The sequence below is a fragment of the Streptomyces sp. NPDC002513 genome (assembly GCF_053595355.1).
In genome coordinates this window covers 66429-78036 of record NZ_JBSFXK010000034.1, presented here as the reverse complement: position 1 = coordinate 78036, position 11608 = coordinate 66429, and the positions used below count along the sequence as shown (strand labels likewise).

The following is an 11608-nucleotide window of genomic DNA, read 5'->3' as shown; positions in this document are numbered from 1 at the left end:
ATCCTGGCCACCTGGACCGGCGCCTGCTCGATATGCGGCCAACCCGCCCCCACTCCCGAACCCCACCACAGGACCTAACAAAGCCCTACTAGGGCGCCTGCCCAGGTGCTCCCGGCCGTGCGGCGAGAGCCGGCCGCCCAGATCCGGTCCGGCCGGATGCCAGCCCCGGTGATCGTGTCGCCGACCAGGTGCCGGCGCCCGGACCCGGACCGTATGGCCTCCGTCAAGGACGCCCGGGCCGGGTTGAGGCAACCCCTCGGAGGGATCATTCTGGACCATATGGAGGAAGTCGCCGCTGCGGCGATCATCGATGCCCGGGGCACGGTGACGGGGTGGAGCGAGGGTGCCCGGCGGCTGACCGGATACGCGGCCCAGGAGGTCGTGGGACGCGCGGCGCAGGAGCTGCTCGCCGAGGACGTGTCCCCTCCCGCGCTGACCGCGCTGACCGGCACCATTGTTCTGCGGCACCGGGACAGCCGCTCCCTGTCCCTGCGCGTCAGCGCGTCCCCCGTGCTGGGCGCGGACGGCGAGACGCAGGGATTCGTGGTGACCACCATGCCCGAAGCGGGGGAGTCGCTGCTGGTGGCGCGGGCCTTCCAGCAGGCACCGGTCGCGATGTCCGTGTACGACACACAGCTGCGCTATCTGCGCGCCAACGACAGAGCCGCAGAGATCCTGGAGGTCGAGGGGAACACGCTGGTGGGCCGGAAATTCGCCGACACCCTGTGTGACGACGAGTCCGGCCGGAGCTTCCACCGCTCACTGCGCCAGGTCGCCGAGACCGGGCGCCCCGTGCACTACGAGAACCACGCCCGTGTGTCGTCGGAGCGCCGGGAGCATGCCTGGACCGTCGACATGTGGCCGGTGCGCAGCGACTCCGGTGACGTGACCGCCGTCGCCCTCGCCTCCGTCGACGACAGCGAGCAGTACTGGGCCCGTCGGCGCCTGATGCTGCTGAACGAGGCCGCGGCCGTCATCGGCACCACGCTGGATGTGCCGCGCACCGCCGAAGAGCTGCTGGAGGTGGTCGTCCCGCGGTTCGCCGACTTCGCCAGCGTGGATCTGCTCGGCTGGGCCCTCGGCCAGGACGAACGGCCCACGGAAGGTGCCAACCCCGTCATGCGCCGGATCGCCCACCGGTCCGTCACCGAGGGGACGCCCGAGGCCGCGGTCAGGCTCGGCGAGAACGACACGTACTTGCCGCACTGGCCCCCCGCACGCGCCCTGCGGGAGTGCCGGGCCGTGCTCCGCAGGGCGGGTGAACCCGACTTCGACCGCTGGCTTCAGGAGCGCAACGCCCGGGGTGTCGGCGATCCCGCGGCCCGCGAAGGCGCGCACTCCGTGGTGGCGGTGCCGCTCATGGCCCGCGACACGACCCTGGGCGTCGCGGTGTTCATACGCATCGGCAACCCGGACCCGTACGCCGCCGACGACACCGTCCTCGCCGAGGAACTCGCGAGCCGGGCGGCCGTCTGCATCGACAACGCCCGCCGCTTCGCCCGCGAGCGGTCGACCGCGCTGGCTCTCCAGCACAGCCTGCTGCCGCGCAGCCTGCCCGGGCCGGTCGCCCTCGAGGTGGCCCACCGCTATGTCCCGTCCGGGTCGACGGCCGGTTTCGGCGGGGACTGGTTCGATGTGATCCAGTTGTCCGGCAGCCGGGTCGCCCTGGTTGTCGGCGACGTGGTCGGGCACGGCATCCGCTCCTCGGCGACCATGGGCCGGCTCCGCACGGCCGTCCGCACGCTCGCCGACGTCGACCTGGCGCCCGACGAGCTCCTCACCCACCTCGACGACCTGGTCTCCCACCTCGCGTCGGAGGGGGCCGGTGAAGAGGTTGCCGAACTCGGCGCCACCTGCCTGTACGCCGTCTACGACCCCGTCTCGCGCCGTCTGGACCTGGCCGCCGCGGGACACCCCGCCCCGGCCGTCCTGTGGCCCGACGGCAGAGCCCGGCTCGTCACCGTGTCGGCCGGGCCGCCCTTGGGCGTCGGCGGCCTTCCCTTCGAGGCCATGGAGCTTCAGCTGCCGGAGGGCTCGCTGATCGCCCTCTACACCAACGGGCTGATCAGGGGCCGCGGGCGTGATCTGGACTGGGGCGTCACCGCACTGTGCCGTGCGCTGGAGGCGCGGCAGGACTCCCTCGACGCCCTGTGCGACACGGTGCTCAGGGCGGTGCTCCCCGAGGAGCCCGGCGACGACGTGGCGCTGCTGCTGGCCCGCACCCGGGCCCTCGGCGCCGACCGGGTGGCCACCTGGGACGTCCCGGCAGACCCGGCGTACGTGGCCACCGCCCGGCAGCACGCCGTCGAGCGGCTGGCCGAATGGGGCCTGGACGAGACCGCTTTCGTCACGGAGCTGGTGGTCAGCGAGCTGGTGACCAACGCGATCCGGTACGGCGGGCCGCCCATCCAACTGCGGCTGATCCGCGACCGCTCGCTGATCTGCGAGGTCTCCGACGGCAGTTCCACCTCGCCGCATCTGCGCCGGGCGCACCTCTTCGACGAGGGCGGCCGAGGCCTGTTGCTGGTCGCCCAGCTCACCGAGCGCTGGGGCAGTCGGCAGACCGACGAGGGCAAGACGATCTGGGCCGAACAGCCGCTTCCCGAATGATCAGCGGCTGTGGGACGCGGACGGGCCGCACGGCACGAGCGCCGTGCGGCCCGCCGGTGCGGCGCACTCAGCTGCCGATGGGCTCCAGCACGAAGACCGGAATCTGCCGGTCGGTCTTCTTCTGGTAGTCGGCGTACGGCGGGTACGCGGCGACCGCCCGATCCCACCACTGTGTCTTCTCCTCGCCCGTGACCTCACGGGCCGTCATCTCCTGGCGCGTCGGCCCGTCCTGGAGCTCCACCGTGGGATGCTCCGTCACGTTGTAGTACCAGACGGGGTGCTTGGGCGCGCCGCCCAGCGAGGCCACCACGGCATACTGGCCGTCGTGCTCGACGCGCATCAGCGGAGTCTTGCGGATCTTGCCGCTCTTGGCGCCCAGGGACGTGAGGATGACCACCGGCATCCCCGTGTCCAGGAGCGTGTTTCCCTCGGTGCCGCCGGAACGCTCGTACAGTTCCACCTGTTCGCGCACCCACTGCGTCGGGCTGGGTTCGTACTCGCCCTCAAGAGCCATGTGCATCCGTCCCATCGTCGCGTACGACTGCTGTCTCCTGCGTCGCGCCAGGCCCGCCCGGCCCTGCCGTGCGAGCACGCGCTCCATGATTCAACACCAGCCGTATCCGGTTTTCATCCCGTCCGCGCTCCCGGCGCGGAGCCGGGACCACGACGCCCTCCGCCTCATGCGGGTCCGGTCAGCACCCGCACCGCCAGCGCCGCGATCACCGCGCTGGAGACGAGCGCCGTCACGAGGCGCCCGCGCCGCCCGGCCAGCGCCCGGCCGGCCAGCGCACCGCCCCCGGCCAACATCAGCTGCCAGCTCGCGGACGCGGCGAACGCCGCGAGGACGAAGAGCCCCTGCTCCAGCGGCCGCACCGGGTCCGAGGCGCGGCCCCCGAGCACCAGCGCGGCGAAGTAGATCACCGTGGCCGGATTCAGCAGGGTGATGCCGAGCAGCCCCAGATATGCCCGTCCGGGGCCCGACGGTGCCGCACGAGCCGGGGCTGCCCGCCCCTCCGAGCGGTACTGGCGCAGGGCGCCGACCGCGCCGCGCACGGCGAGGGCGGCCAGCACCAGCGCGGATAGCCACCGCAGGGGGGCCAGTACCGGCTGGAGGGCGGCGGCGAGGGCGGTGCCGCCGACGGTCGCCGCCGAGGCGTAGATCCCGTCGGCGGTGGCGACGCCGAGGGCGGCGCACACACCGGTGCGCAGGGACGTACGGGCGGTGAGGGAGAGCAGATAGGCCGAGACCGCTCCGACGGGTACGGCGATGCCGTACCCCGCGACCAGTCCCGCCACCAGCGCCTCGGTCACGACCGGGGCGGCGAGAGCCTCCGGTGACGGCCGGACCGCTGTCGGCCCTGGCCGGAACGCGCGGTGGCGGAGGACGGCGGCAGCGCGATATCGACGGTGGGCATGGGCCGATCCTTCAGGAGCGGCGGATGCGCGGGCAAGCGAATTACGATGGTCGTTGCGGGCGGCACGTGACGCGTTCCCGCCGGGTGCGGTGGCGCGGGCCGCCCGCCGACGACAGCCTCCGGCCGGACGACAGCCCTGGGCCGGACGACGACCCGCCGCCGTCGGCCGTCGGCCCGACGACAGGCTTCGGCCACATACTGCATCCGGCGGATCTGGCCGAACTTCGGGTGGCCATGTAGATGCCTCGGGCATCTAATTGGTGGTGATCGGCAAGCGCGAAGCTTCGCGTGCGAGGTCATACATCGAGGTCGTACATTGCGAGGTCCTACATGACGAAACCCGCTGTGACCCAGTCAGAACCCGTCGCCTTCCCGCAGGACCGCACCTGTCCCTACCACCCGCCCGCCGCCTACGACCCGCTGCGCACCGACCGGCCCCTCACCCGCGTCACCCTCTACGACGGACGCGATGTCTGGGTGGTCACCGGCCACTCCGCGGCCCGGGAACTCCTCGCGGACCCACGCCTGTCCTCCGACCGCAACCGGGAAGCCTTCCCGGCGACCAACGCACGCTTCGCCGCCGCCCAGAACCGCAAGGTGACCCTGCTCGGCGTGGACGACCCCCAGCACCGCACGCAGCGCCGCATGCTGGTTCCGAGCTTCACCCTCAAGCGGGTCAACTCCCTGCGCCCGCGCATTCAGGAGACGGTCGACCAACTGCTGGACGCCCTGGAGGCCGCCGGCCCGCCGGCCGAGCTGGTGAGCACCTTCGCGCTGCCCTTGCCGTCGATGGTGATCTGCCGGCTGCTCGGCGTCCCCTACGTCGACCACGAGTTCTTCGAGGAGCAGTCCCGCAGGCTGCTGCGCGGCCCCACCCCGGCCGACACCCAGGACGCCCGCGACCACTTGGACGCCTACCTCGGCGAGCTGATCGACGCGAAGCGCGAGCAGCCGGGCGACGGACTGCTCGACGAGCTGATCCAGGAGCAGCTGCGCGAGGGCACGCTGGACCGGGCCGAACTGGTCTCCCTGGCCACACTGCTGCTGGTCGCCGGGCACGAGACGACCGCGAACATGATCTCCCTCGGCACGTTCACCCTGCTCCGGCACCCCGAGCAGCTCGCCGAGCTGCGTGCCGACCCGGGCCTTGTGTCCGCCGCGGTCGAGGAACTGCTGCGCTTCCTGTCCATCGCGGACGGGCTGGTGCGGGTGGCCACCGAGGACATCGAGATCGCCGGGAAGACCATCCGCGCCGACGAGGGCGTCCTGTTCTCCACCTCCGTCATCAACCGGGACACCGCCGCCTTCCCCGAGCCCGACCTGCTGGACTGGCACCGCACCGACCGCCACCATGTCGCCTTCGGGTTCGGTATCCACCAGTGCCTCGGCCAGAACCTTGCGCGGGCCGAGCTGGAGCTCGCCCTGCGCACCCTGTTCGAACGGTTCCCCGGGCTGCGACTCGCCGCCCCGCCGGAGGAGATCCCCTTCAAACCGGGCGACACGATCCAGGGGATGCTGGAACTCCCCGTGACCTGGTAAGAGGCTGGCGACCATGAGCGATGACATCTCCATCTCCATCGACAGGGACGTCTGCATCGGCGCGGGCCAGTGTGCCCTGACCGCACCGGGCGTCTTCACCCAGGACGACGACGGCTACAGCGAGGTCCTGCCCGGCAAGGAGGACGGTGGCGGCGACCCGCTGGTGCGGGAGGCGGCGCGCGCCTGTCCGGTGAGCGCCATCACCATCAGCGAGAGAGGAGTCGAGGCTTCGCGGGCGGGCTGACACCACGCCGGCTCCCGCGCCGAGGGCGTCGAGGGCACCCCCTGGGGCCGTCCTCGACGGCCGCCCCCGGTCCCACGCGCCGTGCGGCCGGTCTGCCGGCCGCGCTCTACCGGTGGGCCGCCAGCAGCAGTTCCGCGGCCCGGCCCGCCTGGTCGGCGGGCTCCGCGGAGGCTTCCATGCCCGCGGTCACCATGGCGCCCTCGGCCAGCAGGAACAGCTGGTCGCCGAGCGGGGCCGGCAGCCCGGCGTCGGACACCAGACCGGCCAGATACGCCTTGAACGCCTGCTTGTGGGCGCGGGTCTGGGCCAGCACCCGGGGTGACGTGGCGCCCAGTTCGCCGTACGAGTTGATCCAGGCGCACCCGCGGAACCCGGGCTCGCCGAACCACTCCCGCAGCCACGCGAACACGGCCAGGACGCGCTCCACGGGGTCCGCGTGCCGGTCCACGTACTCTGTCAGCCGCTGCCGCCAGCGCACGTCGCGCCGCTCCAGATAGGCCTCGACCAGCTGTTCCTTGGCGGGGAAGAGCTGGTACAGCCGCTTGAGCGACACACCTGAGGCGCCGCGGATGTCGTCCATTCCGACGCTCTGTATGCCACGGCCGTAGAACAGCGCCTCCGCCGCGTCCAGCGCCCGGTCGCGGGCGACTTCGCTGTCCATGCACGAGCTCCTTCCCAGGCCCCTCGACCGAGAGAACCAGCGTTCTCTACGGTAGCAGTGCCGCGACGGGCCACGCCGTGCCGGGTGCGCCGCTTAGAGTGCAGGCGTGAACCGAGACGTCTCGAAGCCTTTCCTGTACGCCATCGTCTGTGCCGCGGGTATCGCCCAGGACGTCGGCAAGCTGGTCGCGGCCGCCCAGGAGGCCGGCTGGGAGGTGGGCGTCATCGCCACCCCGCTCGCCCTCCGCTTCTTCGACACCGCCGACGTCGAGGCGCGGACGGGCCGCCCGATCCGGTCCGCCTGGCGTGCCCCGGGCGACCCGCGGCCGTTTCCGGCCCCCGACGCCGTCGTCGTGGCCCCGGCCACCTTCAACACCGTCAACAAGTGGGCCGCCGGCATATCCGACACCCTCGCCCTGGGCACCCTGTGCGAGGCGTACGGGCTCGGCGTGCCGATCGCCGTCCTCCCCGGTGTGAGCAAGGCCCTGGCCGCCCATCCCGCCTACCGCGCCAGCCTCGCACGGCTGGGCGGCATGGGGGTCCGCTTCGGGGACCCGTATGCCGGAGGGGCGGACGAGGACGGCGGGCGTCCCGAGTTCCGGTGGGAGCGGGCCCTGGACCTGCTCCCCTCGCGCTGACGGCGGAGGCCGCCCCGGCGCTCTACTGTCGTTGCATGACCGGAGACCGCATCGCGCTCGCCGTGCACGACCACGGAGGTGAGGGACCGCCCCTGCTGCTCCTGCACGGAGCCGGGCGCACACTCGCCGACTGGGCCGCCGTCGCACCCCTGCTGGTGCCGCACCACCGGGTGCTGGCCATGGATCTGCGCGGCCACGGCCACTCGCCCTCCGGCCCGTGGCACCTGGCCCAGGTGCTGGGAGACATCGAGGAGGTCCTGGCGGCCCATGGGATCCCGGACGCCCTTCCCGTCGGACACTCCCTCGGCGGCATGCTCGCCGTGCGCTACGCGCTGGAGCACCCGGACGTCACCCCGGGCGCGGTGAACCTCGACGGATTCGGCTGGGGACGCCCGGACCAGTATGTGGGCCTCGACCCGGATCACGTCGCACAACACCTCGCACAGCTCAGGGAGTTGAGCGGCGCCGGTCAGGGAAGGGAACTGCCCGCGGACGGACTCGGGGATCTGCTCGCCGAGCAGCGCGCGATCTCCGGACAACTGGGCATCCCCTATGAGCTGCTCGAGGCCGGCGTGCTGCGCTCGGTGCGGGAGCGGGACGACGGGACCCTGGAACTGCGGCCCGGACGGAAGGAGGCGCTGCAGATGTGCGCGGTCATCGACTCTCTCGACCTCTTCGCCCTCTTCCGCGGGATGACCGCGCCGTTGCTGCTCGGCCGCGCCCGGCTGCAGGTGCCCTCCGTTCCCGGCCTGGGCTGGTTCGACCACATGTTGACCGCCTACGCCAAGGGGCTCGCCCGGGACCTCGCCGCGCTCGCCGAGGAGCGGCCGAACGTGACGGTCGCCCAGATCGACGCCACGCACGCCATGCTGCTGGAGAATCCCAGGGCGGTCGCCGAGGCGATCCTCGCCTTCGCCTCCTGAGAGGTGTGGGGTCAGCGTGGACCGGCGGCGAACTCCGTGCCACACGGGCCCCCACCCGTGCCGGGGGCCGTCCGGCGCATGCCGACCGGGGCCGGCCGCGGCCTCACTGCACCAGGCTCAACTCGGCCCAGATCACCTTGCCCTCGGTGGTGTGGCGGCTGCCCCAGCGCTGGGCGAGCTGGGCCACCAGCAGCAGACCGCGACCGCCCTCGTCGTAGGTCCGGGCCCGGCGCAGATGCGGGGCGGTGAGGCTGCCGTCGGAAACCTCGCAGATCAGCGTCGCGGCGTCATGGATCAGCCGCAGCCGGATCGGATGCTCGCCGTAGCGGACGGCGTTGGTGACCAGCTCGCTGACCACCAGCTCGGCGGTGAACGCGGCATCGCTCAGCCGCCACACCTCCAGCAACCCCACGACCTGCTTGCGGACCGTCGCGACCAGCGCCGGATCGGCGGGGATCTCCCAGGTCTCGACCTGCGAGGCGGGCAGCCCCCGCGTGCGGGCGAGCAGCAGGGCCACATCGTCCGGGACACCGCCTGCGGGAAGCAGGGTGTGCAGGATCCGGTCGCAGACCTCGTCCAGCGAGCCCAAGCCGGCCGGAGATCCGGCGAGAGCCGAGCACAGCAGCCGGTGGTTGGTGTCGATGTCACGCTCACGGCTCTCGATCAGCCCGTCGGTGTACAGGGCGAGCACCGTGCCCTCGGGCAGGTCGATCTCGATCGACTCGAAGGGCAGCCCGCCGAGTCCCAGGGGCGGCCCGCCGGGCAACTCGATCTGCCGGGCCGTCCCGCCCGGCGACACCATCACCGGGGCGGGATGCCCCGCCCGCGCGAGCGCGCACCGACGCGAGACCGGGTCGTAGACCGCGTAGAGACAGGTCGCGCCCATCTCACCGGTCGCGCCCTCGAGCCCCGCCTCCTGGGACATGCGGATGACGAGATCGTCGAGATGGGTGAGCAGTTCCTCCGGCGCCAGATCGATGTCGGCGAGCGTTCGCACGGCGGTGCGCAGCCGCCCCATGGTGGCGGAGGCCTGGACACCGTGTCCGACCACATCGCCGACCACCATGGCGATCCGCACTCCGGACAGCGGGATCACATCGAACCAGTCGCCGCCCACATCGGCGCGGGCCGCGGGCAGATAGCGGGAGGCGGCCTCCAGCGCTGCGGTACGCGGCAGACTGCGGGGCAGCAGGCTGCGCTGGAGCGCGAGTGCCGTATCGCGCTCACGGCCGAACCGCCGGGCGTTGTCGATGCAGACGGCGGCCCGCGCCGTGATCTCCTCGGCGAGCAGCACATCGTCCGGTGTGAAGGGATCCGACCGCTGGAACCGGCGCAGCACGGCCACCCCGAACGTCCCGCCGCGGGCCTGGATGGGCACCGACATCGTGGAGTGCACACCGAGTTCACGGACGGCCTTGTCGCGGGCCCGGTCCCATTCGAGCCACTCGGTGAGCGACGTGGCGAGGTTCGCGGCGATCACCGTCCGGCCGGCCACCAGGGAGGACGCCTGCGGGGAGGACGCGGAATACCGGCCGACCCGGCCGGGCTCGATCAGTGCCTCGGGGCAGCCGGGGGTGACCGACTGGTGGGCGGCGCGGCACAGCGTGACCGGCGCGGTGACCGAGGAAGGCCCGGGCAGGGCGCCGTCACCCGCCGGCTCCAGCAGATCGACACTGACGAAGTCGGCGAGCGCGGGCACGCACACGTCGGCCAGCTCCTGTGCCGTGCGGGTGACGTCGAGGGTGGTCCCGATACGGACGCTGGCCTCGTTGACCAACTGCAGCCGCTCCCGGGCCAGATACTGTTCGGTGAAGTCGTGCGCGGTGAGACACACCCCGCGCACCCGTCCGTGGTCGTCGGCCAGCGGGGCGAACCGCGCGAGCCAGGCATGGGCCAGGCTCTCGCCGTAGGTGCGCCGATGGATCTGCACATCCCGATTCCGGCCGCTTTCCAGGACCTCGCGGGCCTCGTTCTCCAGTTCCTCGCTCTCGGGCCTGCCGCCGATCTCCGCGAGCCGCAGACCCTGGATGTGCTCCTGCGGAAGTCCGACCAGCTCCACCATCGCCGTGTTGCAGGCGTACAGCCGCAGGTGCTCGTCGAAGACGGCGAGGGCACAGGGAGAGCAGGTCAGCGCCGTCCGCAGCAGCCGGTCGTCCGCCCGGCGGCGGCCGAAGCCGCCCAGCGGGGTGACGACCAGCCAAGCGCCGCCGTGCTCCTGCGGATGGTGATGGGCGAGCAGCCACAGCGGCAGGACGCGGCCGTCGCGGTGACGCAGCTCCACCGTGCCGCTCCAGCGGGTACCGTCCGGCTCGGGCCGCGGTACCGGACTTCCGGGGACGAGCAGCTCCGCGGCGGAGCGGCCCTCGGCCTCCCCGGGCGCATAGCCGAGCAGTCGGCGAGCGTCCTCGTTCCAGTCCACCAGGATGCCGTTCTCGTCGACGACTGCCCGAGCCGTGGCGGCTTGGCCTGGGGGAAAGACCGGGCTCATCGCCACTCCCTTGCGCACACTCTCGGTGTGCGCACTCTCGGTGAACAAGCGCATCGCTCGTGTACCAGCCTAGTCCGTGGCCGGATTCCGCACCGGCGAGGCCGACGGCCGGGGGACCGGTGGCCCGCCGACCGCCTCGCCGGTACGGCCGCCGGAGCCCAGGTCGCCGGGGCGCAGGGTCTTTCACCTGCTTCCGGTACCTCTCTCACCCTCCTCCCACCTGCGGATATTTACCGTTGAGTACCAGGGGGGTACCGTGTGGGACATGCCAGCCCTCAACGTGGAGTTCAGTGATCGGGAGCTAGAGGACCTGCGACAGATCGCCAAGGAGCGCGGCACGTCGATGAAGGCCCTGGTGCGCGAGGCAGCCGCGGCCGACATCGCGCGGCACCGCGCCCTTCAGGAGGGTGCCGAGGCATTCCGCCGGTTCTTCTCCGGGCACGCGGACGAGTTCGCGGCGGCCTTCCCCGAGGACGAGCCGCCCACGAAGAGTGAGGGGCAGGGCGCCTGACCGATGGCCTCCGTCCTCCACATCGACGTGCCCTGGCTGCTGCAGCGCCATGAAGAGGTCCTGCCCGACCAGCCCGTCATCAACGACTTCTCCGCGTTGGTCGCCGCGGTCGCCCGCCACCGGGTGGACCCGCCCCGCCTCGGTGTGGACTCCGATCCGGCCTGGCGGGCCGCCGCCCTGCTGCACACGCTGGCGCTGCTCAAGCCGCTGCCGTCGGCGAACGCGCGCTTCGCCTGTGCCACGGCGGTCGCGTACATGTTCGTCAGCGGCGTCGGCATCGACCCGCCCTACGGCGCCCTGGTCGACCTCGCGCGCGACCTCATCTCCGGCAAGACCGACGTCTACGGCGCGGCGGACCGGCTGCGGTCCTGGCAGATCTGACCCACCCACGGCGCCCGGGACGGCCCGTGCCTTGGGGCGGGGCGTGTCGAAAGCCGGTGCGAACGTGCGGAGTTGTCGTGCGGCCGCGCGTGTTGTGCCTGGAACCGATGTTGTTCAAGTGCCTTGTTGGCCGTGAGTGACTTGTGCGAAGGTGACCTTCCCGCGCAGGGGCCAAGGCCGCTCGGAACCGCCGCTCTCC

General features: G+C 72.3%; 11 protein-coding genes. 7 read left to right on the top strand and 4 right to left on the bottom strand.

Features of this window, described 5'->3' with window-relative positions:
- Positions 1–279: 279 nt before the first annotated feature.
- Positions 280–2610, top strand: coding sequence for a SpoIIE family protein phosphatase (locus tag ACWD5Q_RS22065; RefSeq protein ID WP_451428734.1), 2331 nt, complete (start codon positions 280–282; stop codon positions 2608–2610).
- 67 nt (positions 2611–2677) lie between these two features.
- On the opposite strand, the gene ACWD5Q_RS22060 is transcribed toward ACWD5Q_RS22065, so the two are convergent.
- Together ACWD5Q_RS22060 and ACWD5Q_RS22055 are read right to left on the bottom strand one after the other, a co-directional pair.
- Positions 2678–3124 (bottom strand): nitroreductase family deazaflavin-dependent oxidoreductase, encoded by a 447-nt coding sequence (locus tag ACWD5Q_RS22060; protein ID WP_451428738.1) that lies wholly within the window; start codon positions 3122–3124, stop codon positions 2678–2680.
- A gap of 164 nt (positions 3125–3288) precedes the next feature.
- On the bottom strand, positions 3289–3921 hold the full coding sequence (locus tag ACWD5Q_RS22055) for a LysE family transporter (protein WP_451428733.1): 633 nt from the start codon (positions 3919–3921) through the stop codon (positions 3289–3291).
- A gap of 434 nt (positions 3922–4355) precedes the next feature.
- Between ACWD5Q_RS22055 and ACWD5Q_RS22050 the strand changes: the two genes are divergently transcribed.
- Positions 4356–5564 carry a cytochrome P450 gene (locus tag ACWD5Q_RS22050; RefSeq protein ID WP_451428732.1) on the top strand — a complete coding sequence of 403 codons (1209 nt, stop codon included), beginning with the start codon at positions 4356–4358 and terminating at the stop codon, positions 5562–5564.
- Between the two features lie 25 nt (positions 5565–5589).
- Positions 5590–5808, top strand: a complete 219-nt coding sequence (locus ACWD5Q_RS22045; RefSeq protein WP_451428737.1) for a ferredoxin — start codon at positions 5590–5592, stop codon at positions 5806–5808.
- A gap of 106 nt (positions 5809–5914) precedes the next feature.
- Here the strand turns inward: ACWD5Q_RS22045 and ACWD5Q_RS22040 are convergent, their stop codons facing one another.
- A complete protein-coding gene (locus ACWD5Q_RS22040; RefSeq protein WP_451428731.1) occupies positions 5915–6469 on the bottom strand; it encodes a TetR/AcrR family transcriptional regulator in 555 nt (184 codons plus the stop codon).
- A gap of 106 nt (positions 6470–6575) precedes the next feature.
- On the opposite strand from ACWD5Q_RS22040, the gene ACWD5Q_RS22035 reads away from it, so the two are divergent.
- Positions 6576–7106 carry a flavoprotein gene (locus ACWD5Q_RS22035; protein ID WP_451428730.1) on the top strand — a complete coding sequence of 177 codons (531 nt, stop codon included), beginning with the start codon at positions 6576–6578 and terminating at the stop codon, positions 7104–7106.
- Positions 7107–7141: 35 nt separating this feature from the next.
- Positions 7142–8029, top strand: coding sequence for an alpha/beta fold hydrolase (locus ACWD5Q_RS22030; RefSeq protein ID WP_451428729.1), 888 nt, complete (start codon positions 7142–7144; stop codon positions 8027–8029).
- 103 nt (positions 8030–8132) lie between these two features.
- On the opposite strand, the gene ACWD5Q_RS22025 is transcribed toward ACWD5Q_RS22030, so the two are convergent.
- Positions 8133–10517, bottom strand: a complete 2385-nt coding sequence (locus tag ACWD5Q_RS22025; protein WP_451428728.1) for a SpoIIE family protein phosphatase — start codon at positions 10515–10517, stop codon at positions 8133–8135.
- A 265-nt stretch (positions 10518–10782) separates the two neighbouring features.
- On the opposite strand from ACWD5Q_RS22025, the gene ACWD5Q_RS22020 reads away from it, so the two are divergent.
- Both ACWD5Q_RS22020 and ACWD5Q_RS22015 read left to right on the top strand, forming a co-directional pair.
- Positions 10783–11028, top strand: coding sequence for a hypothetical protein (locus tag ACWD5Q_RS22020; RefSeq protein WP_451428727.1), 246 nt, complete (start codon positions 10783–10785; stop codon positions 11026–11028).
- Positions 11029–11031: 3 nt separating this feature from the next.
- Positions 11032–11409 carry a toxin Doc gene (locus ACWD5Q_RS22015; protein ID WP_451428726.1) on the top strand — a complete coding sequence of 126 codons (378 nt, stop codon included), beginning with the start codon at positions 11032–11034 and terminating at the stop codon, positions 11407–11409.
- Positions 11410–11608 lie beyond the last annotated feature (199 nt).

Coding starts and splice junctions, on each gene's coding strand:
- ACWD5Q_RS22020 (WP_451428727.1), top strand. CDS start 10,783: ATGCCAGCCCTCAACGTGGAGTTCAGTGATCGGGAGCTAGAGGACCTG.
- ACWD5Q_RS22025 (WP_451428728.1), bottom strand. CDS start 10,517: ATGAGCCCGGTCTTTCCCCCAGGCCAAGCCGCCACGGCTCGGGCAGTC.
- ACWD5Q_RS22015 (WP_451428726.1), top strand. CDS start 11,032: ATGGCCTCCGTCCTCCACATCGACGTGCCCTGGCTGCTGCAGCGCCAT.
- ACWD5Q_RS22040 (WP_451428731.1), bottom strand. CDS start 6,469: ATGGACAGCGAAGTCGCCCGCGACCGGGCGCTGGACGCGGCGGAGGCG.
- ACWD5Q_RS22050 (WP_451428732.1), top strand. CDS start 4,356: ATGACGAAACCCGCTGTGACCCAGTCAGAACCCGTCGCCTTCCCGCAG.
- ACWD5Q_RS22065 (WP_451428734.1), top strand. CDS start 280: ATGGAGGAAGTCGCCGCTGCGGCGATCATCGATGCCCGGGGCACGGTG.
- ACWD5Q_RS22060 (WP_451428738.1), bottom strand. CDS start 3,124: ATGGCTCTTGAGGGCGAGTACGAACCCAGCCCGACGCAGTGGGTGCGC.
- ACWD5Q_RS22030 (WP_451428729.1), top strand. CDS start 7,142: ATGACCGGAGACCGCATCGCGCTCGCCGTGCACGACCACGGAGGTGAG.